This window comes from Streptomyces roseoviridis, assembly GCF_039535235.1.
GTDB classification, from domain to species: Bacteria; Actinomycetota; Actinomycetes; order Streptomycetales; family Streptomycetaceae; genus Streptomyces; species Streptomyces roseoviridis.
The window spans coordinates 5283358-5302946 of record NZ_BAAAWU010000001.1; the positions used below are offsets into that span (position 1 = coordinate 5283358).

The window sequence follows — 19589 nt, forward strand, 5'->3', positions numbered from 1 at the left end:
GCCGGGCGGGGGACCGTGCGGTGAGCCGGGCCGCAGACCGTGCGGCGGGTCCGGCCGGCGGGCCGGGGGCGAGCCGCCCTGCCGCGGGCCGGGCCGCGAGCCGTCGAGGGGCACCCGCCGGGAGGCGGTCCCTGCGGCGTGCCGCGGCCGCCCTGCTGTGCCTGCTGCCCCTGGCCGCCTGCGGCATCCAGGGGAGCGACGTCGTGGAGGCCGGCGGCCCCGCCCCGGTCACCGTGCACCCGACCGGCGAACCGCGGATGCTGCTGTTCTTCGCCGACCGCGACGGCCGGCTGATGCCCGTCGCCCGCGACATCGGCTTCCATTCCGGGATCGGCCCCGACACCGAAGTGACGGACGGCCGGATCGAGCCGACCCACCCCGACACGGAGGTGGGCTACCGCGCTCCCGTCGACACGGTGCTCAGCACCCTGCTCGAAGGCCCGGAGGAGAACGAGCGCGCCGCCGGCCTCACGACCCGGCTCGCCCCGCACGGCGCGTACGAGGCGCACGCGCTGACCGTCCCGCGCGCCGACGGCACCACGCTCCAGGTCCGGGTCCGCACCCGGGTGAAGGACCTCGACCCCGTGGCCCTGCGCCAGCTGGTGTGCACCGCCGCGTACGCCCAGGACCCCACGGGCGCGATCCCCGTCGCCGTCCGCGGCATCGACGGGGAGGTGGCCGCCGCGCGCTGCCTCATGAACTAGTTCCGGATCGTGCCGGCCCCGCGGCACCGGCCCGCTCTCAGGCGCGCAGGTCGGCCAGCACCGCGTCCGTGAACGGCGGCCACGCCTCGATCGCCCAGGGCCCGAAGGGCCGGTCCGTCAGGGCCACGCACGCGGCGCCCGCGTCCGGGTCGATCCACAGGAAGGTGCCCGCCTGGCCGAAGTGGCCGAACGTACGCGGCGAGGACGTGGCGCCGGTCCAGTGCGGCGACTTCCCGTCGCGGATCTCGAAGCCCAGACCCCAGTCGTTCGGCCTCTGGTGCCCGTAACCGGGCAGGATGCCCGTCAGACCCGGGTAGGTGACCGTCATCGCGTCCAGCACCGTGCGCGCGTCCAGCAGACGCGGCGCCTGCACCTCGGCGGCGAAGCGCACCAGATCGTCGACGGTCGACACGCCGTCCTTCGCGGGCGAACCCTCCAGGGTCGTGTCGGCCATGCCGAGCGGCTCCAGGACGGCCTGGTGCAGATACTCCGCGAACGGGATGTCGGTCGCCTTGGCGACGTGGTCGCCGAGCGCCTCGAAGCCGGTGTTGGAGTAGATCCGCCGGGTGCCGGGCTCCGCCGTCACCCGGTTCTCGTCGAAGGCCAGCCCCGAGGTGTGGGCCAGCAGGTGCCGCACCGTCGCGCCCTGCGGCCCGGCCGGCTCGTCCAGGTCGATCGCCCCCTCCTCGTACGCGACCAGGACCGCGTACGCCACCAGCGGCTTGGTGACGGAGGCCAGCGGGAACCGCCGCCCGGTGGGGCCGTGGCTCCCGGCCAGGGTGCCGTCCGCGCGGACCACGGCGGCGGCCGCGGTGGGGACGGGCCAGTTCTCGATCGACGCCAGGCTGGGCAAGCTGCTTCGCATGCTGCCGAGCCTACTTGCTTGGAGTGCACTCGAACCTTTTAGCGTGGTGGCCATGAGCGTGATCGAGAGCACGAACGAGGCGGGTGTGTCCCGGGAACGGTTCACGATCAGCGAGGTCGCGGCCCTGACCGGACTGTCCGCGCACACCCTGCGCTGGTACGAGCGGATCGGACTCATGCCGCACGTGGACCGCTCGCACACCGGCCAGCGCCGCTTCACCCGGCGCGACCTGGACTGGCTCGCCTTCGTCGGCAAGCTGCGGCTCACCGGCATGTCGGTGGCGGACATGGTCCGGTACGCGGAACTCGTCCGGGCCGGCGACCACACCCACGACGAGCGGCGGCAGCTCCTGAAGACCACCCGGCGCGAGGTCGTGGCCCGGATCTCCGAGCTGCAGGACACGCTCGCCGTGCTCGACGTCAAGATCGGCCACTACAGCACCGTATGCGGAGACACCACCACATGAACACCAGCACCACGCCCGGCGGCGGCAGGATCGACACCGTACGCCTCGGCGGCCCCGACGGGCCCGAGACCGGCGTCCAGGGCTTCGGCGCCATGGGCATCAGCGAGTTCTACGGGGACACCGACGAGGCCGCCGCCCGCGACACCCTCGAAGCGGCCCTGGAGGCCGGCGTCACCCTCATCGACACCGCCGACGTCTACGGGGAGGGCGCCAACGAGGAGTTCCTCGCCCCGTTCGTCGCCGCACACCGCGACGAGATCGTCCTCGCCACCAAGTTCGGCATCGAGAGGCGCGCCGACGACCCCGTCTACCGGGGCGTCAACAACGACCCGGCCTACATCCGGCGGTCCGTCGAGGGCAGCCTGCGCCGGCTCGGCGTCGAGACCGTCGACCTCTACTACATGCACCGCCGGGACCCGGCCGTGCCGTTCGAGGAGTCCGTGGGCGCCATGGCGGAGCTGGTGAAGGAGGGCAAGGTCCGGCAGCTCGGCCTCAGCGAGGTGACCGGCCCCGAGCTGCGCGCCGCGCACGCCGTGCACCCCATCGCCGCCCTCCAGTCCGAGTGGTCCCTCTTCTCCCGCGACGTGGAGCACAGCGCGGTCGGCGCGGCGGCCGAGCTCGGCGTGACCTTCGTGCCGTACTCGCCGCTCGGCCGGGGATTCCTCACCGGCGCCTTCGCCGACGCCGCCAAGGACCTGCCGGGCGACGACTTCCGCCGCCGCCAGCCGCGCTTCACCGGCGAGAACGCCGAGCGGAACGCGGCCCTGCTCGCCCCCCTGCGCGACGTGGCGGCGGAGCACGGGGCGACCCCGGCGCAGATCGCCCTGGCCTGGGTCCAGCAGCGCGCCGCCGTGCACGGCCTCACGGTCGTGCCCATCCCCGGCACCCGCAAGCGGTCCCGCCTGGAGGAGAACGCGGCGGCCACCCGGATCACGCTGACCGACGCCCAGCTCGCCGCCCTGGAGCCGATCGCCGCCCAGGTGGCGGGCGACCGCTACCCGGACATGACGTTCACGTCGGCGGCGCGGGAAGGCTAGGGCGCCCCGGCCCTCACGCCAGGCCCAGGGCGAAGACCGCGAACCCCGCCGCCAGGACGCCCGCCGCCGCCCGGCGGGCCGTGCCGGCGCGGGTCCACGGCGACTCGAAGCCCCGCGCGTACCGGCCGATCAGGACGAGCAGCCCCGCGAACACCGGCATCCAGGCGAGCCGGGCCAGGATCCAGCCGGCCGAGTCCGGCGCGCCCACCAGGCCGGGGACCTCACCCGCGTACGAGGCGGGGATCGCGGCGGCCACCATCGCCGTCTGGTGCCAGCACAGCACCGTCATCGCCGACAGGTTGACCACGACCACCGGCGCCCACAGCGCGGGCCGGGCGAGCAACCGCCTGAGCCGCTCGCGCAGCAGGACCGCCGCGCCGCTCTGCGCGGCGGCGAGGGCCAGGACCAGCAGCGAAGGCGGGTGCGAGTTGGTGCGCGCCTCGCCGGGGACGCCCACCATCGAGGTCGGGTAGCCGCACCACAGCAGCAGGGCGGCGAACAGCGCCGCGCCGCCCAGGAGCAGCCCCCAGGCGTGGCGGCGGGTGACCCGGCGCTCGGCCCAGGAGGCACCGAGCTGGTAGGCGAACAGCCAGCCGGGCAGGACGTTCAGGACGCTCAGCCAGGAGGGCACGGTCTCCGCGTACGGCCCGTAGCGCAACAGGTCGACGGCGGCGACCGAGCCGAGCAGCGGGGCCGCCGCCCAGACGCCGAGCCGGCGGGCGGCGCGCACGCAGTACGGGGTGAGCGCGGTGACCACGGTGTAGACGCCGACGAACCACAGCGGCTGGATCACCAGCGTCGACGCCGTGCGCAGGGTGGCCTCGGGCACCCCGAACCCGTGGTGCAGCAGCGGCAGCAGCACCGCCCACACGGCGGTGACGCCGAGCACGGGCCGCCCGAGCCGGGCGAGGCGCCCCTTGAGCCAGGCACTCGTGGGGCCCTCGTGGCGCCGGTACGACAGCACGGAGGCGTAGCCGCCGACCAGGAAGAAGATGCCCAGCATCTGGAGGATCCAGCTGACGGGCGCGAGGCCGCCGAAGGCGGACAGCGGGCTGGCGTTGTGGAGCGCGCCGTCGGGGGAGAGCGTGAACCCGCCGAGCAGCCAGTGCCCGGTGGGCACGGCCAGCAGGGCCAGGGCGCGCAGCCCGTCGATCGCGCGGTCGCGGTGGGCGGGGGTGGCCGACTCGATCCTCTCGACGACGCGGTGCGTCCTCATCGGGCCTCTCCGTTCGCGATCGCGGCGAAGGCGCGCAGGGAGGCGGTCCCGGGCGCGAAGTAGCCGTCGTGGCCGTGGGCGTCGCCCGCGGGCACCCGGCGGGCGCCGAAGGCGGGGGCGGTGGGGTCGGTGCCGTGGCCGAGGCCGGCGAACTCCACGTTCGGGACCCGGTCGATCCAGTCGGTGGGGTCCTTGGCGGCCCAGACCCGGGCGGTGGTGTCCAGGGCGGTCACGTCGTCCGCGCGCATCCCGGGGGAGGCGACGGCGACCAGGTCCCTGGCCCGCAGCCGGTGTGCGGCCAGACCGCACACGACCGATCCGTAGCTGTGGCAGAACAGCGAGGGCTCGGCCACCCCGACGGCGGCGAGCCCGTCGGCGAACCGCACGAGCCGTTCCGCGCCGGCCTCGGCGAGGTCACCGGAGGCCGCGTCGAGGCCGACGCCGACGGGCGTGGTGTAGCCGGCCCAGGCGACGACCGCCGTCCGGCCGCCGGTGGCGGCGCGCAGCGCGGTCGCCTTGCGGGTGAGGGAGGCCAGGTTCCCGGCGTCGACGTCGGACCCGGGCACGATGACCGCCACGTGCGCGGCCCGCGCCAGGTCCCCGTACGCCAGCACCACCTGGCCGCGGCCCCGGGGGTCGTACGCGAGGATCTGCTGCCCGGGGAAGCGGGTCCCGGCGGTCCGGGCGTTGGCGGCGTAGCGCAGGGCCAGCGGGGCACCGTCGAGGTTGCCGACGACGCCGGGGTGGGCGGCCACCAGCGCCCGCTGCCGCTCGGCACCCGGGGCCCGCACCCGGAAGAAGTCCCGTACCTGGCCGGGTGACAGGGCCTCCGGGTCGGGCAGCCCGTCGGCCCGCCAGGCCGCCGTACCCACCGGGGCCCCGGTGACGGCCCGCTGGCCGTTCCCGGACGCCCAGCCCGCTGTCCCCGCCACCATGGTGGCGGTCAGCGCGGCGGCGACCAGGGTCCTCGTGAACCGGCGCATCTGCGTCTCCCCTTCCGTTCCCGTCCTGAGCGAGAGGAAGGTAGGAAGAGGAGGGGTGGCCGGACGTCACACCGGGGCGCCAACCGCGAACCGATACCGGGGTACGGGGTGGACGAGCAGCGGGCCCCCGCACGGGGGTGGGGCAGACCCCCGGTGGCTACCTCCCCTGACCAGGCGTCACCAGGCCCGACTCGTACGCGAAGACGACCGCCTGCGCCCGGTCCCGCAGGTCCAGCTTGGCCAGCACCCGGCCGATGTGGGTCTTCACGGTCTGCTCCGCGAGGACCAGGTGGCCGGCGATCTCCTGGTTCGACAGGCCCCGGGCGATCAGCTCCAGGACCTCCGTCTCGCGCGGGGTGAGGCCGTTGAGGCGCAGCGCCGCCCGGTCGGCGCGCGGCGCCGGCCGCTGCGCGGCGAAGTCGGCGATCAGCCGCCGGGTCACGGACGGCGCGAGCAGTGCCTCGCCGGCCGCGACCACCCGCACCGCGCCGATCAGGTCGGCCGGCGGCGCGTCCTTCAGGAGGAAGCCGGAGGCGCCGGCACGCAGCGCCTCGTACACGTAGTCGTCCACGTCGAAGGTGGTGAGCATCAGCACCTTCGGCCGGTGGACCACCCCGGGCGGAGGGTTGAGGATCTCCCGCGCCGCCGACAGCCCGTCGAGTTCGGGCATGCGCACGTCCATGAGGACCACGTCGGGGTGTGCGGAGCGGGCCACGTCCACGCCCTGCCGCCCGTCCGGCGCCTCGCCCACCACGTCGATGTCGGGCTGCGCGGCGAGCAGGGCGGCGAAACCCGCCCGCACCATGGCCTGGTCGTCGACGATGATCACGCGGATGGTCACGGGCTTCCTCAGCTGTCGGCGGTGCGCGTCGGCAGCCGGGCGGCGACCCGGAAGCCCCCGTCCGGCAGCGGCCCGGTGTCGAGCGAGCCGCCCGTCAACCGTACGCGCTCGCGCATGCCGACGAGCCCGTGACCGGTGCCCGTGCCGCCCTCCAGTGGAGAAGTGCGCTCCTCGGCGGGCCCGTTGACGACGAGGATGTGCAACCAGCCCTCCTCGTCGGCCCGGACGGACACGCGGGTGGCCGCGCCCGGCGCGTGCCGGACGACGTTGGCCAGCGCCTCCTGCACGATCCGGTACGCCGACAGGTCCACCACCGGCGACAGTTCGACCGAGTCCCCGAGGCCGGCGGCCATCGACAGCTCGGCCGGCACCCCGGCCCGTACCGTCGCCTCGACCAGCTGCTGCACCCGGTCGAGGCCCGGCTGCGGGGCGCGTTCGCCGTCCGTGCCGTCGCTGCGCAGCACCGCGAGCAGCCGCCGCATCTCGGCGAGCGACTCCCGCGCCCCGGCCGCGATCGAGGCGAACTCCTCGCGGGCCGCGTCCGGGAGCTCCGGAATGCGGTACGGGGCGGAGTCGGCCTGCACGGTGATCACCGACATGTGGTGGGCGACCACGTCGTGCAGCTCGCGGGCGATCCGGGTGCGTTCCTCCAGGAGGGTGCGGCGGGACCGTTCGGCCTCGCTGATGGTCTCCTGCTCGACGAGCCGCCGCTCGGCCTCGCCGCGGCCGCGCAGGGTCGCGGTGAGCAGCAGCAGGATCCCGCTGAGCACGAACAGCAGCACGGTGATCCCGCCGCCCTGCCGCTGCGGGGACACCAGCTCGAAGACGGCCCCCGCCGCGCCGGTCGCCAGCCACACCCCGACGAGGGCGCGCCGGGACTCGCGCAGCCCCAGGGCGAGCATCAGGAAGAGGTAGCCGACGACGATCATGGGGGTCCACGGCCAGGGCAGGTGGTCGCCGCCGTCGGCGGCGAGCAGCACGAAGCCGCCGGCCACGTCCGCCGTGAAGATCACCCACCAGGCCCGGAGCGGCCGGCTCACCGCGAGCAGCAGCGGCGCCGCCTGCGCCGTGCCGAGCGCTCCGGCGAGGGCGCCGTTGACGTGGTACTCGTGCACGAGCACGGTGATGGTGACCGGCAGCAGCGTCGCGACGAGCGCGAACGCGATCCCGTACGGCACCCACCGCACCCACCCCGACGCCGCCCGCCCGAACAGCGCTTCCCCGCCCCCGACGGGCGGCCCGAAGCCGCGAACCAACTCTGACATGGGCGGCCGACGCCGCGATGCATCCTTCATGACGCCCCCAGCGTAGGCAGCGCCCGCCCGCCCGCCGTCATACCGGAGTGGGGTCCCGGGCCTCGTACCGGGGTAGCACGGGGGCCGGGGCCGGGCCGAACACCGGGGTCCGCGTCGCCTGTTCGCGGGGCCCCCGCCCGACCGGGCCCGCCGGGGCCGATCGGGCGGGCGGGGTCGCTCGGGCGTTGCGGGGCCGATTGGGCGGGCGGGGCCGATCGGGCGGGCGCGGGGACGCAGGAGCCCCGCCGCCCCTACAGCTCCGCCAGCAGCTCGGCCTTCTTCACGGAGAACTCCTCGTCCGTCACCAGCCCCGCCCGATGCAGCTCCCCCAGGTGCCGAATCCTTTCGGCAACCCCCGCGGGGTCCCGCGGACGGGCCCCCGCCCCCGGCAGGGCCGGGACGCGCGGCGAGGCCCTGCGGATCGCGGCCAGCACGGCCGCGGCGAAGGGCAGGGACTCGTGCACCGGCCCGTAGCCGAGGCCGAAGACGACGGACGCGGGGTCGTGGTCCGGCTGGACGGCCCGCTCGTCGGGCCCCTCGCGCGGCACGAGCCGCAGATATCCGTCCAGGACCTCCGGCGAGCGCCATTCGACGCCGCTCAGCTCGCCCACCCGGAAGGTCTGGTCCCCGGCCTTCCACTTCTCCGAGGACGCCCCCGACCAGGACCAGCGGAAGGTCACCTCCGACCGTCCGTCGAAGGCGGCCTTCCCGTCGTACGCCTTGAAGGACTGCGGCCCTTCCGGCGCCTCCACCAGGAAGCCGTCCGCGGGCCGCCCGGCGTCGTACGGACTGAGGACGGAACGCAGCTCGTCGCGGTAGTACTCCGCGAGCGTCTCCCGGTCGGCCGGCAGCACCAGGCGGTACGGATCGCACTCGTCCTTCAGCTGTCCCGCCGCCGCCTCCATCAGGGGATCGGCGCCCGCCCTCGGCACGGCGCGCAGCACGACGGTGCCCCGCTTGCCCGGGGCGAGCGTCACGGCCTCCAGCGCCTCGTGCGGCACCCGCCGCTCGCGCAGCGCCTGGAACAGCTTCGGCATGCGGTTGGTGAGGTTCCCCCGTTCGAAGCGGATGACGACGGCGTCGCTCTCGAACTCCCAGGTGGCATGAATTCCGGCCAGCACATCACCCATACGCCTCATCGTATGCGGCCTATGCCCCGACGTCGCCCCTCCGCGACCATCGTAAATTCGCCGTGGTCTACGCGCGTGGGGACACCGGCACACCGGAGATTCCACGGAGGCAAGCGCTGTCACCGCCGATCGTGCCGTCGCCGGAGCCGTCCGCGGCGTCGCCCGCCACCGGGTCCGGGCCACCGGACTCGGCCACCGCGCAGGTCAGGCGCCCGTACGCGCCGACCCCCAGGGCGGCGAAGTTCTCCAGGCTGCGCGTGCCCGGTTCGAAGTAGCCCGTGTGCCCCTCGGCCCCGGCCGCCGACAGCAGCCGCGCCCCGAACTCCGGCGCCACCGGGTCGGCTCCGTGCCCGACGCCGCCGAGGTCCATGTGGGGCACGTCCGCGATCCAGTCGTCGGCGTCGCGCATGGCCCAGATCCGGGCCGCGGTGCCGAGGTCGGCGGCCCGCTGGACCCGCATGCCGGGGCTGCCGGCCACCACCACGTCGGTGACCCGGGCGGGCAGCCGGGGCGCGGCGACCCCGCACAGCACGGAGCCGTAGCTGTGACAGAAGAGGGTGACCGGCGCGTCGCCGGGCAGGGCGGTGGTGAGGCCGACGAGGCGGACGGCGCCGCTCTCGGCGAGCCGTCCGATGGCGGCGTCGATGCCGACGCCGACGGGGGCGGTGTAGTCGGCCCAGGCGATGACGGCGGTACGGGTGCCGGGCGCGGCCCGCCGCTCGGCGGCGTACAGGGAGTCGGCCATGCCGACGGGCGCGGAGTAGCGGCGGGCGGTGCGCTGGAAGGTCAGGAGGTTGGTGTCGACCCCGGGCACGACCACCGACACCCGCCGGGCCCGCTCCAGGTCGCCGAGCACCTCCGCGGCCCGTCCCGTCCCCGTGGGGTCGAAGGCGAGGATCTGGCGGCCGGGGCGCAGCAGGGAGGCGAAGCGGTGGGCCAGGCGACGCGCCTGGAGGCGGCCGTCGGCGGTGAGCCGGGGATCGTCGACGCGCGCCCGCTCGACGGCGAGGGCGCGGGCCAGGGACACCCGGTTGGCGCGGTAGCGCAGGGTCACCGGAGCGCCGTTCAGGTTGCCGACCACGAGCGGGTGGGCGTCGGCGAGCCGGGCTCCCTGGGCAGGGCCTATGGCGGCGAAGAACGCGGCGATCGTACGGGCCGGGGCCGTCGGATCGGGCAGCGCGCGGTGGCCGATCCTGCCGTGCGCCCAGGCGGCCAGCGCCTGCTCCCGGATCTGCCCCGGCGTGCGCTGCTGCCGGATCGTGGTCCACCCGGTGGTCGCCAGGAGCACGAACACGACGGCGAGGGCGAGCAGCATCCGCCACGCGGACAGGGTGGGGGAGGAATCGAAGGAAGGCATCGGCCGTCACCCTAGGGGGCGCCGGGCCGGGCCCGCGCGGACGAGTGACGCGGATCACCCACGGGACGGGGCATGGTGACGCACCGTACGCGCGGTCGTACGCCTGGTCGTGCGGGAGGCCCTACGGCGGGGTGGTGGGGCGGTGGGGGTCCGCTCGCGCGTGCGCGGGGCCTCGCGCGAGCCCCCGGTCACGCCCTCCAGCGCTGCGCGAGGGCCGGGCCCAGGTGGTCCAGGTACTTCCCGGTGAGCTCCCGCATCGACTCCAGGGTCGGGTCCTCGCTCCGGCCCCACAGCTGCCCCGTCACCCGCATGACGCCGCTGAACGCGGCCACCGCGATCCGGGGGCGCGGGTCCTCGTCCACGTCGAGCCCCTCGCGCTCGGCGATCAGCCGGGCGATGGTCTCCTCCATCTCCGTGGAGCGGCGCAGGTGCACGGCGAGGAGCGCCGGCGTCGACTCGATGAGCTGGAAGGTGCGCAGGTACAGCTCGACGGGGACGACCTCGGCGATCGCCTCGCCGATGGTGTCCCAGGCGCTGAGGACGGCGTTGCGCATGGCGTCGAACGGGCCCTCCTCGGGCGGCCGTTCCCCGAGGGCGCGCACGAACCGCTCCTCCACCATCTGCTGGACGGCGAAGGCCACGTCCTCCTTGGTGGCGAAGTAGCGGAAGAAGGTGCGCTGGGAGACGTCGACGGAGTCGGCGATCTCGTCGACGGTGGTCCGTTCGAAGCCCTGCGTGGTGAACAGCTCCAGGGCGACCCGGATGAGCGCGTCACGGGTGCGCTGCTTCTTGCGCTCGCGCAGACCGGGGACAACGGTCACGTCGGCGGTCCTCTTTCCGGTCCTCTTTTGGCCACTTCGTCCGGCTCAGCGTACCTGTGAGCTACGTGACAGTTACCGGCGCGTGAATCGCTTTGTCAATTGTCAGTGGCTGACACTAGCCTCGTCGGTATGACTAGTCAGACCACCGTGGAAAAGGCCCCGCAGGGTCATGGGGGTGACCGGGAGCCCCTGGCGGGCCCGGCGAAGGGACTGCGTGGCCACCCCTGGCTGACCCTCTTCGCCGTCGCCGCAGGCGTCATGATGGTGGCGCTCGACGGCACGATCGTCGCCATCGCCAACCCCGCCATCCAGGCCGACCTCGGCGCCACCCTCGACCAGCTGCAGTGGATCACCAACGGCTACCTGCTCGCGCTCGCCGTCGCCCTCATCACCGCGGGCAAGCTGGGCGACCGCTTCGGCCACCGGCAGACCTTCCTCCTCGGCATCGCCGGCTTCGCCGCCGCGTCCGGCGCGATCGGCCTCTCGGACTCGATCGCGGCCGTCATCGTCTTCCGCGTCCTCCAGGGCCTCTTCGGCGCCCTGCTCATGCCGGCCGCGCTCGGACTGCTGCGCGCCACCTTCCCCGCCGAGAAGCTGAACATGGCCATCGGCATCTGGGGCATGGTCATCGGCGCCTCCACCGCCGGCGGCCCGATCCTCGGCGGCTTCCTCGTCGAGCACGTCAGCTGGCAGTCCGTCTTCTTCATCAACGTGCCGGTCGGCGTCCTCGCGCTCGTCCTCGGCCTGGTCATCCTCAAGGACCACCGCGCCGAGAACGCCCCGCGCTCCTTCGACGTCTTCGGCATCGTGCTGCTCTCCGCCGCGATGGGCCTGCTCGTGTGGAGCCTCATCCAGGCCGGCGCCGAGTGGGGCTGGGGCAGCGCCAGCACCTGGGGCTGCCTGATCGGCGCCTTCGTCCTCTTCGCGGTCTTCGCCGTCTGGGAGACCAAGGTCCAGGAACCGCTCATCCCGCTCGCCATGTTCCGCTCCGTGCCGCTCTCGGCCGGCGTGGTGCTGATGGTCCTGATGGCCTTCGCCTTCATGGGCGGCCTGTTCTTCGTGACCTTCTACCTCCAGGGCGTGAAGGGGCTCGGCCCGATCGACGCCGGTCTGCGCCTGCTGCCGCTGACCGCCATGATGATCGTCTCCTCGCCGCTGGCCGGCGCGCTCATCACCAAGTTCGGTCCGCGGGTCCCGCTGGTGGGCGGCATGGTCTGCACGGCCGTCGCCATGTTCGGCATGATCACCCTCGACGCGGACACCGGCACGCTCGCCATGTCCCTCTGGTTCGCCCTCCTCGGCCTCGGCCTCGCCCCGGTGATGGTCGGCGCCACCGAGGTCATCGTCGGCAACGCGCCGCTGGAGCTGTCCGGCGTCGCCGGCGGACTCCAGCAGGCCGCGATGCAGGTCGGCGGCGCGCTCGGTACGGCGGTGCTGGGCGCGGTCATGGCGTCGAAGGTGTCCGGCTCCTTCGCCGACAACTGGAAGGACGCCGGCATCCCCGTTCCCGCCGACCCGCGCCTGGAGCAGGCGGCCGAGTTCGGCATGGTGCCGCCGGAGCTGGCCAAGGCGCCGGGCATGACGCCCGACATGCTGTCGGCCATCGGCAAGGTCATCCACGAGACCTTCCTCCAGGGCATGGGCCTCGCCTTCACCGTCGCCGGTGCGGTCGCCGTCGTCGCGGCGCTCGTCGCCACGCTCACCAAGCGCGGTGCCAACGCCGAGGCGGGCGCCGGGGTCGGACACATCTGACGCCGTCGGGTGCCCCCTGCCGGGGGTCCCTCCCTCGGGGTTCCCTTAAGGGGCCGTCACCCGTTCGAAGGAACGGGGGCGGCCCCTCTTCCGTCCCGGGTGCGCCCTGCCCCATGCTCGTGACTACGCAGAGTTACGAAATGGGGGTTCACCTGCATGTACACCAAGACCTTCCTCGCCGCGGCGGCCGTCCTGACCGCCCTCGTCGCGGCCCCGGCCGCTTCCTCGGCCGCGCCGGGCACCGCACCCGCCGCGTCACCGTCTGCCGCCGTTCCCGCCGTCGCACCCGGCGCTGCCGCACCGGCCGCCACGACCCTCGGCGCCTGCGGGCCCGGGCAGCTGTGTCTGTGGCCCAAGGCGGACTTCAAGGGACGGGCGGTGACCCACGAGCTGGCCTCGGTCGACATCGAGAGCTGCACGGCCTTACCGGCCGGCATGAGCGCCCAGGCGCTCGCCAACCGCACCGGCCGGCCGGTCACCACCTACCAGTCCGCCGAGTGCGCGGAGACCGGCGAGTTCGAGACCTACCCCGGGCGCGGGACCTGGGTGCCCCAGACGCCCTACAAGGTCAGGGCGTTCAAGCTGTGGGAGCGGTAGGCGCGGGCAGCTCGGAGGCGGCCTGTGCCGACGGCGGGGGAGGCTCCGAGGCGGCCTGTGCCGGCGGCGGGGCCGAGAGGCGCGCGACCTCGGCCCGCAGCTCCCGCACCTCCAGGGCCAGCGCCTCCAGGAGCTCCGTCTGCCGGCGCTCGACCGCGTCGTCCCGCTCGAAGCGGGCGATGAACCAGGCCGCGATGTTCGCGGTCACCACACCGAGCAGCGCGATCCCGGACAGCATCAGTCCGACCGCGAGCACCCGGCCCAGACCCGTGGTCGGGGCGTGGTCGCCGTAGCCGACGGTGGTCATCGTGGTGAAGGACCACCACACGGCGTCACCGAGCGTCTTGATGTTGCCGTCCGGCGCGTCCCGCTCCACGTGGAGCACGGCCAGCGAGCCGAACATCATCAGTCCGACCACCGCGCCCGCCACGTACGTGGTGAGCGTGATCTGCGGGGCCATCCGGGCCCGCCGGCCCACCAGGAGGAGCGTCGAGACCACCCTGAGCAGCCGCAGCGGCTGCACCATCGGCAGCACCACCGCGAGCAGGTCCAGCGGATGGCTGCGCACGAAGGCCCACCGGGCCGGTGCGATCGCCAGCCGGACCAGATAGTCCAGGGCGAACACCGCCCACACCACCCACTCCACCCGGGCGCACAGCCGGTGCACCCACGGGTCGGCGCCCGGTGCCACGATCGGCACGGCGTAGGCGACGCCGAACGCCACCGCCAGCGCCAGCAGCGGCGTCCGGGTGCGCTCTTCCCAGTGTTCCTTCATGCCCGGCATCGTAGGGAACGCCGAAGGGCGGCGGGACCACGGTCCCACCGCCCCTCACCAGGTGGTATGTGCTAGGTCGACTCCGGCTGCGGCGCCGGAGACGGCGCTACGGCGTCACGCGTCGCCGCCCGCGATGCCCGGGTCGGCGGCCGCGACGTCGAGCAGCCGGTAGCGGTCCACGGCCTGCTTCAGGGCCGAGCGGTCCACCTTGCCGTCCCGGGCCAGCTCCGTGAGCACCGCGAGCACGATCGACTGGGCGTCGATGTGGAAGTAGCGCCGGGCCGCGCCGCGGGTGTCCGCGAAGCCGAAGCCGTCCGCGCCCAGCGAGGTGTAGCTGCCCGGCACCCAGCGGGAGATCTGGTCCGGCACCGCGCGCATCCAGTCGGAGACGGCCACGAACGGACCCTGGGCCCCCTGGAGCTTGCGCGTCACGTACGGGACGCGCTGCTCCTCGTCCGGGTGGAGCAGGTTGTGCTCCTCGACGGCCACGGCGTCGCGACGCAGCTCGTTCCAGGAGGTGGCGGACCAGACGTCGGCGCGGACGTTCCACTCCTCGGCGAGGATCCGCTGGGCCTCGACCGCCCACGGCACGGCGACGCCGGAGGCCATGATCTGCGCGGGGATCGCGCCGGCCTCGCCCGCCCTGTAGCGGTAGATGCCCTTGAGGATGCCGTCGGCGTCCACGTTCTCGGGCTCGGCCGGGTGCTGGATCGGCTCGTTGTAGACGGTCAGGTAGTAGAAGACGTCCTCGGCCTCGGGGCCGTACATGCGCCGCAGACCGTCCTGGACGATGTGGGCGATCTCGTAGCCGAAGGCGGGGTCGTAGGCGACGCACGCCGGGTTGGTCGAGGCCAGCAGGTGCGAGTGGCCGTCCGCGTGCTGGAGGCCCTCGCCGGTCAGCGTGGTGCGGCCGGCGGTGGCACCGAGCACGAAGCCGCGGGCGAGCTGGTCGGCCATCTGCCAGAACTGGTCGCCGGTGCGCTGGAAGCCGAACATCGAGTAGAAGACGTAGACCGGGATCAGCGGCTCGCCGTGCGTGGCGTACGCCGAACCGGCGGCGATCAGCGAGGCGGTGCAGCCCGCCTCGGAGATGCCGTCGTGCAGCATCTGGCCGGTCGGGGACTCCTTGTAGGCGAGGAGCAGTTCGCGGTCCACGGCCTCGTACTGCTGGCCGAGCGGGTTGTAGATCTTGGCGCTCGGGAAGAACGAGTCCATGCCGAAGGTGCGGTACTCGTCCGGCGCGATCAGCACGAAGCGCTTGCCGATCTCCTTGTCCCGCATCAGGTCCTTGAGCAGCCGGACGAAGGCCATCGTGGTCGCGATCGACTGCTGGCCCGAGCCCTTCTTCACCGCCGCGTAGGTCTTGTCCTCGGGCAGTGCCAGCGGCTTGGCGCGGACCACCCGCGTGGGCACGTACCCGCCGAGCGCCTTGCGGCGGTCGTGCATGTACTGGATCTCCTCGGAGTTCCGGCCCGGGTGGTAGTACGGCGGCAGCCCGTCCTCCAGCTGCTTGTCCGTGATCGGGATGTGCAGCCGGTCGCGGAAGCGCTTGAGGTCGTCGACCGTCAGCTTCTTCATCTGGTGGGTGGCGTTGCGGCCCTCGAAGTTGGGGCCCAGCGTCCAGCCCTTGACGGTCTTGGCGAGGATCACCGTCGGCTGGCCCTTGTGGGCCTTGGCCGCCGAGAACGCCGCGAAGATCTTCCGGTGGTCGTGGCCGCCGCGCCCCAGGTGCAGGATCTGGTCGTCGGTCATGTTCTCGACCATGGCCCGCAGCCGCTGGTCGTCACCGAAGAAGTGGTCGCGGATGTAGGCGCCGGTCTCCGTCGCGTACGTCTGGAACTGGCCGTCCGGCGTGGTGTTCATCTTGTTGACGAGCACGCCGTCGCGGTCCTGCGCCAGCAGCGGGTCCCAGGAGCGGTCCCAGACCAGCTTGATGACGTTCCACCCGGCACCGCGGAAGACCGACTCCAGCTCCTGGATGATCTTGCCGTTGCCGCGCACCGGGCCGTCGAGCCGCTGGAGGTTGCAGTTGACGACGAAGGTGAGGTTGTCGAGGCCCTCCCGGGCCGCGATGGTCAGCTGGCCGAGGGACTCCGGCTCGTCCATCTCGCCGTCGCCGAGGAAGGCCCACACGTGCGACTTGGAGGTGTCGGCGATGCCGCGCGCCTCCATGTAGCGGTTCATCCGGGCCTGGTAGATCGCGCCGAGCGGGCCGAGGCCCATCGAGACGGTCGGGAACTCCCAGAAGTCCGGCATCAGGCGCGGATGCGGGTAGGAGGACAGGCCCTCGGGGAACTTCGACTTCTCCTGGCGGAAGGCGTCGAGCTGCGTCTCGCTCAGCCGGTCGAGCAGATAGGCGCGTGCGTAGATGCCGGGGGAGGCGTGGCCCTGGAAGAAGATCTGGTCGCCGCCGTCGCCCTCGTCCTTGCCGCGGAAGAAGTGGTTGAAGCCGACGTCGTAGAGCGAGGCCGAGGAGGCGAAGGTCGCGATGTGGCCGCCGACACCGATGCCGGGCCGCTGGGCGCGCGAGACCATCACGGCCGCGTTCCAGCGGGTGGCGTTGAGGACCTTGCGCTCGATCTCCTCGTTGCCGGGGAAGAAGGGCTCGTCCTTGGTGGCGATGGTGTTGACATAGTCCGTGCTGCGCATCTCGGGCACGGCGACCCGCTTCTCGCGGGCCCGCTCGATCAGCCGCAGCATGAGGTAGCGGGCCCGCTCCCGGCCCCGCTCGTCCACGGCGGCGTCCAGGGAGTCGAGCCATTCCTGGGTCTCTTCGGGATCAAAGTCCGGGACCTGGCTGGGAAGGCCGCCAATGATGATCGGGTTGCGATCGGATGCGGAAGCCACGCTGTTCCTTCGCTGGTCGGTGGAGCCCCCGGGGGAAGAGGCCCCGCTGAGGCCGGGGATGTTCATCGTGTACCCCGCCGGTGGCAAACGTCATCTTTACCGAGGGGTAACCCTCGCGGGGCGCCGTGTTCGGTCAAATCGCAACCTTACGCCCATCCCGCGCATGCGTTTCGTCAACATGTTCGGCAGACTGAAGCCGCAGAGCCCCACAATGCGGGGCGAAGAGTGCGTGACTCGTCACGGAGCGCGACGGGCACTCGCCGGAGGTTGCGGCGAGACGGCCCCAAACGTCACCGTTTCGGCGGTCTCATCGGCCGGGTACTTGCGCGATCCGCCCCGGCACGTGTGGACTACGGCCAGCGCCGCGCCCCCGCGCGCGGCCGAAGCATTTTCCAATACATGATCAGGAGGCAAGCCGTGAGCGCGACCGCGGACCACGCGGAGGAGCGGACCAACCCGGCAGCGAGGCTGGGGTTCGAGCCCGGACAGGTGGTCCAGGAGATCGGCTACGACGACGACGTCGACTTCGATCTCCGCGAAGGCATCGAGTCCATCATCGGCCAGGACCTCGTGGACGAGGACTACGACGACGTCGCAGACGTCGTGCTGCTGTGGTTCCGTGACGAGGACGGTGACCTCACCGACGCCCTGGTGGACGCCATCGGCCTCCTGGAGGAGGGCGGCCAGATCTGGCTGCTGACGCCGAAGACGGGCCGCGACGGCTACATCGAGCCGAGCGACATCAACGATGCCGCGCAGACCGCTGGTCTCTCCCAGACCAAGAGCATCAGCGTCGCCAAGGACTGGGTCGGCACCCGACTCGGCACCCCGAAGCGCTGATCCCCATACGCTGCACGGAGCCCCCGCCGGCCACACCGGCGGGGGCTCTGCGCGTCCGTGACCACCCGCCGCGGTTGCGTAGGGTGGGTTTCACCGTTTCGGCCCAACGTGTGGGCCGCCGCGCGAAGGGACACGTACGCGATGGCGATCGAGGTCGGAGCCGAGGCCCCGGACTTTGAACTGAAGGACAACCACGGCCGCACCGTGCGGCTCTCCGACTTCTTCGCGGACCCCGCGACGAGCCGGAACGTGGTGCTGTTCTTCTACCCCTTTGCCTTCACCGGCGTGTGCACCGGCGAGCTGCGCGAGCTGCGCGACAACCTGGACCGCTTCGTCAACGACGAGACCCAGCTGCTCGCCGTCTCCAACGACTCCATCCACACGCTGCGCGTCTTCGCCGAGCAGGAGGGCCTGGAGTTCCCGCTGCTCTCCGACTTCTGGAAGCACGGCGAGGTCTCCCGTGCCTACGGCGTCTTCGACGAGGACAAGGGCTGTGCCGTGCGCGGCACCTTCGTCATCGACAGGTCCGGCACGGTCCGCTGGTCGGTGGTCAACGCCCTCCCGGACGCCCGTGACCTGGACGACTGTCTCAAGGCGCTCGCGGCCCTCTGACCGGGCGCGGAAGGGCGCCTCCGCCGGGGCCTCCGGCTGCCCCTCCGGTGGCCCCTCCGGTGCTTCCGGTGCCAACACTCGGGCGAAACGTCTGTTTCCGCGGGGAACCCGTCACTAGGATCCAGACGTTGATCCGATGCCAACGCACGACTGGGGGCGCTGCCCCTGGAAAACAATGGAGGGACTCGTGGGAGTCAGCCTCAGCAAGGGCGGCAACGTCTCGCTGACCAAGGAGGCCCCTGGCCTGACCGCCGTCACCGTCGGTCTGGGCTGGGACGTCCGCACCACCACCGGTACGGACTTCGACCTCGACGCCAGCGCCATCCTGGTGAACGCGGAGGGCAAGGTCCGCAACGACCAGGACTTCGTCTTCTTCAACAACCTCAAGAGCGCCGACGGCTCCGTCGAGCACACCGGCGACAACCTCACCGGCGAGGGCGAGGGCGACGACGAGCAGGTCAAGGTCAACCTGGCCGCCGTCCCCCAGGACGTCGCCAAGATCGTCTTCCCGGTGTCCATCTACGACGCCGACAACCGCCAGCAGTCCTTCGGTCAGGTCCGCAACGCGTTCATCCGCGTCGTGAACCAGGCCGGTGGCGCCGAGATCGCGCGGTACGACCTCTCCGAGGACGCCTCGACCGAGACGGCCATGGTCTTCGGCGAGCTCTACCGCAACGGGACGGAGTGGAAGTTCCGCGCCGTCGGCCAGGGCTACGCCTCGGGCCTGCGCGGCATCGCGCAGGACTTCGGCGTCAACGTCTGAGCCGACGCACCGCACCTCGTCCGGCGCCGCACCTTCCGTGCGGCGCCGGACGCGCCTCGGGCGCGCCCGCGCCCCGCACACGCAGCAACCACCGGGGAGGAACCACGTCATGGGCGTCACGCTCGCCAAGGGAGGAAACGTCTCCCTCTCCAAGGCCGCACCCGATCTCACCCAGGTGCTCGTGGGCCTCGGCTGGGACGCGCGGTCCACCACCGGAGCCCCCTTCGACCTCGACGCCAGCGCGCTGCTGTGCCAGTCGGGACGCGTGCTCGGCGACGACTACTTCGTCTTCTACAACAACCTCAAGAGCCCCGAGGGATCCGTCGAACACACCGGTGACAACCTCACCGGCGAGGGGGACGGGGACGACGAATCGCTCATCGTGGACCTCACCAAGGTGCCGGCCCACTGCGACAAGATCATCTTCCCGGTCTCGATCCACGAGGCCGACAACCGCGGCCAGACCTTCGGTCAGGTCAGCAACGCCTTCATCCGCGTGGTCAACCAGGCGGACGGCCAGGAGCTCGCCCGCTACGACCTCTCCGAGGACGCCTCGGGCGAGACCGCGATGATCTTCGGCGAGCTCTACCGCTACAACGGCGAATGGAAGTTCCGGGCGGTGGGACAGGGGTACGCGTCGGGCCTCCGGGGCATCGCTCTAGACTTCGGGGTCAACGTTTCGTAAAGC

19 protein-coding genes are annotated in these 19589 nt (G+C 72.8%); 9 read left to right on the forward strand and 10 right to left on the reverse strand.

What is annotated here, in order from left to right:
* Positions 1 to 20: 20 nt before the first annotated feature.
* Positions 21 to 704, forward strand: a complete 684-nt coding sequence (locus ABD954_RS23835; protein WP_345488665.1) for a hypothetical protein — start codon at positions 21 to 23, stop codon at positions 702 to 704.
* 37 nt (positions 705 to 741) lie between these two features.
* Here the strand turns inward: ABD954_RS23835 and ABD954_RS23840 are convergent, their stop codons facing one another.
* A complete protein-coding gene (locus ABD954_RS23840) occupies positions 742 to 1569 on the reverse strand; it encodes a serine hydrolase domain-containing protein (RefSeq protein WP_345488667.1) in 828 nt (275 codons plus the stop codon).
* Between the two features lie 52 nt (positions 1570 to 1621).
* Here ABD954_RS23840 and ABD954_RS23845 point away from each other — a divergent pair, with 52 nt between their 5' ends.
* Positions 1622 to 2035, forward strand: coding sequence for a MerR family transcriptional regulator (locus ABD954_RS23845; protein ID WP_345488669.1), 414 nt, complete (start codon positions 1622 to 1624; stop codon positions 2033 to 2035).
* Positions 2032 to 3072, forward strand: coding sequence for an aldo/keto reductase (locus ABD954_RS23850; RefSeq protein ID WP_345488671.1), 1041 nt, complete (start codon positions 2032 to 2034; stop codon positions 3070 to 3072). Before ABD954_RS23845 ends, ABD954_RS23850 begins: the two co-directional genes overlap by 4 nt.
* 13 nt (positions 3073 to 3085) lie before the next feature.
* On the opposite strand, the gene ABD954_RS23855 is transcribed toward ABD954_RS23850, so the two are convergent.
* From ABD954_RS23855 to ABD954_RS23885, 7 genes are all read right to left on the reverse strand, one after another.
* On the reverse strand, positions 3086 to 4288 hold the full coding sequence (locus tag ABD954_RS23855; RefSeq protein ID WP_345488673.1) for an acyltransferase family protein: 1203 nt from the start codon (positions 4286 to 4288) through the stop codon (positions 3086 to 3088).
* Positions 4285 to 5271, reverse strand: coding sequence for an alpha/beta hydrolase (locus ABD954_RS23860; protein WP_345488675.1), 987 nt, complete (start codon positions 5269 to 5271; stop codon positions 4285 to 4287). The genes ABD954_RS23855 and ABD954_RS23860 overlap by 4 nt, the downstream gene beginning before the upstream one ends.
* Before the next feature lie 157 nt (positions 5272 to 5428).
* Positions 5429 to 6112, reverse strand: coding sequence for a response regulator (locus ABD954_RS23865; protein ID WP_345488677.1), 684 nt, complete (start codon positions 6110 to 6112; stop codon positions 5429 to 5431).
* Positions 6113 to 6120: 8 nt separating this feature from the next.
* The gene (locus ABD954_RS23870) at positions 6121 to 7407 is read right to left on the reverse strand and encodes a sensor histidine kinase (RefSeq protein ID WP_382745778.1); all 1287 of its coding nucleotides are present in this window, start codon (positions 7405 to 7407) and stop codon (positions 6121 to 6123) included.
* A 251-nt stretch (positions 7408 to 7658) separates the two neighbouring features.
* Positions 7659 to 8537, reverse strand: coding sequence for a DUF4429 domain-containing protein (locus tag ABD954_RS23875; protein ID WP_345488681.1), 879 nt, complete (start codon positions 8535 to 8537; stop codon positions 7659 to 7661).
* A 67-nt stretch (positions 8538 to 8604) separates the two neighbouring features.
* Positions 8605 to 9894: an alpha/beta hydrolase gene (locus tag ABD954_RS23880; RefSeq protein ID WP_345488683.1), complete on the reverse strand. Its 1290-nt coding sequence runs from the start codon at positions 9892 to 9894 to the stop codon at positions 8605 to 8607.
* Between the two features lie 188 nt (positions 9895 to 10082).
* A complete protein-coding gene (locus ABD954_RS23885; protein WP_345488685.1) occupies positions 10083 to 10715 on the reverse strand; it encodes a TetR family transcriptional regulator in 633 nt (210 codons plus the stop codon).
* 129 nt (positions 10716 to 10844) lie between these two features.
* Here ABD954_RS23885 and ABD954_RS23890 point away from each other — a divergent pair, with 129 nt between their 5' ends.
* Entirely contained in the window at positions 10845 to 12467 is a 1623-nt protein-coding gene (locus tag ABD954_RS23890) for an MFS transporter (RefSeq protein ID WP_345488687.1), read from the forward strand.
* Positions 12468 to 12623: 156 nt separating this feature from the next.
* The gene (locus tag ABD954_RS23895; protein ID WP_345488689.1) at positions 12624 to 13064 is read left to right on the forward strand and encodes a peptidase inhibitor family I36 protein; all 441 of its coding nucleotides are present in this window, start codon (positions 12624 to 12626) and stop codon (positions 13062 to 13064) included.
* Here ABD954_RS23895 and ABD954_RS23900 read toward each other — a convergent pair.
* Both ABD954_RS23900 and aceE read right to left on the reverse strand, forming a co-directional pair.
* A complete protein-coding gene (locus tag ABD954_RS23900) occupies positions 13045 to 13839 on the reverse strand; it encodes a potassium channel family protein (RefSeq protein ID WP_382745775.1) in 795 nt (264 codons plus the stop codon). The genes ABD954_RS23895 and ABD954_RS23900 overlap by 20 nt on opposite strands.
* Before the next feature lie 114 nt (positions 13840 to 13953).
* The gene (gene aceE / locus ABD954_RS23905) at positions 13954 to 16686 is read right to left on the reverse strand and encodes a pyruvate dehydrogenase (acetyl-transferring), homodimeric type (RefSeq protein WP_345488693.1); all 2733 of its coding nucleotides are present in this window, start codon (positions 16684 to 16686) and stop codon (positions 13954 to 13956) included.
* A gap of 417 nt (positions 16687 to 17103) precedes the next feature.
* On the opposite strand from aceE, the gene ABD954_RS23910 reads away from it, so the two are divergent.
* From ABD954_RS23910 to ABD954_RS23925, 4 genes are all read left to right on the forward strand, one after another.
* A complete protein-coding gene (locus ABD954_RS23910) occupies positions 17104 to 17526 on the forward strand; it encodes a DUF3052 domain-containing protein (RefSeq protein ID WP_345488695.1) in 423 nt (140 codons plus the stop codon).
* A gap of 141 nt (positions 17527 to 17667) precedes the next feature.
* Complete coding sequence (locus ABD954_RS23915) at positions 17668 to 18138, forward strand: peroxiredoxin (RefSeq protein WP_345488697.1); 471 nt, start codon at positions 17668 to 17670, stop codon at positions 18136 to 18138.
* A 187-nt stretch (positions 18139 to 18325) separates the two neighbouring features.
* A complete protein-coding gene (locus tag ABD954_RS23920; protein WP_345488700.1) occupies positions 18326 to 18901 on the forward strand; it encodes a TerD family protein in 576 nt (191 codons plus the stop codon).
* Positions 18902 to 19010: 109 nt separating this feature from the next.
* Entirely contained in the window at positions 19011 to 19586 is a 576-nt protein-coding gene (locus ABD954_RS23925) for a TerD family protein (protein WP_345488701.1), read from the forward strand.
* Positions 19587 to 19589 lie beyond the last annotated feature (3 nt).

What these genes read in the sequence shown, in the direction of transcription:
- ABD954_RS23840 (WP_345488667.1), bottom strand. Translation starts at nt 1,569, where the DNA reads ATGCGAAGCAGCTTGCCCAGCCTGGCGTCGATCGAGAACTGGCCCGTC.
- ABD954_RS23845 (WP_345488669.1), top strand. Translation starts at nt 1,622, where the DNA reads ATGAGCGTGATCGAGAGCACGAACGAGGCGGGTGTGTCCCGGGAACGG.
- ABD954_RS23850 (WP_345488671.1), top strand. Translation starts at nt 2,032, where the DNA reads ATGAACACCAGCACCACGCCCGGCGGCGGCAGGATCGACACCGTACGC.
- ABD954_RS23855 (WP_345488673.1), bottom strand. Translation starts at nt 4,288, where the DNA reads ATGAGGACGCACCGCGTCGTCGAGAGGATCGAGTCGGCCACCCCCGCC.
- ABD954_RS23860 (WP_345488675.1), bottom strand. Translation starts at nt 5,271, where the DNA reads ATGCGCCGGTTCACGAGGACCCTGGTCGCCGCCGCGCTGACCGCCACC.
- ABD954_RS23870 (WP_382745778.1), bottom strand. Translation starts at nt 7,407, where the DNA reads ATGAAGGATGCATCGCGGCGTCGGCCGCCCATGTCAGAGTTGGTTCGC.
- ABD954_RS23875 (WP_345488681.1), bottom strand. Translation starts at nt 8,537, where the DNA reads ATGGGTGATGTGCTGGCCGGAATTCATGCCACCTGGGAGTTCGAGAGC.
- ABD954_RS23880 (WP_345488683.1), bottom strand. Translation starts at nt 9,894, where the DNA reads ATGCCTTCCTTCGATTCCTCCCCCACCCTGTCCGCGTGGCGGATGCTG.
- ABD954_RS23890 (WP_345488687.1), top strand. Translation starts at nt 10,845, where the DNA reads ATGACTAGTCAGACCACCGTGGAAAAGGCCCCGCAGGGTCATGGGGGT.
- ABD954_RS23895 (WP_345488689.1), top strand. Translation starts at nt 12,624, where the DNA reads ATGTACACCAAGACCTTCCTCGCCGCGGCGGCCGTCCTGACCGCCCTC.
- ABD954_RS23900 (WP_382745775.1), bottom strand. Translation starts at nt 13,839, where the DNA reads ATGAAGGAACACTGGGAAGAGCGCACCCGGACGCCGCTGCTGGCGCTG.
- ABD954_RS23915 (WP_345488697.1), top strand. Translation starts at nt 17,668, where the DNA reads ATGGCGATCGAGGTCGGAGCCGAGGCCCCGGACTTTGAACTGAAGGAC.
- ABD954_RS23925 (WP_345488701.1), top strand. Translation starts at nt 19,011, where the DNA reads ATGGGCGTCACGCTCGCCAAGGGAGGAAACGTCTCCCTCTCCAAGGCC.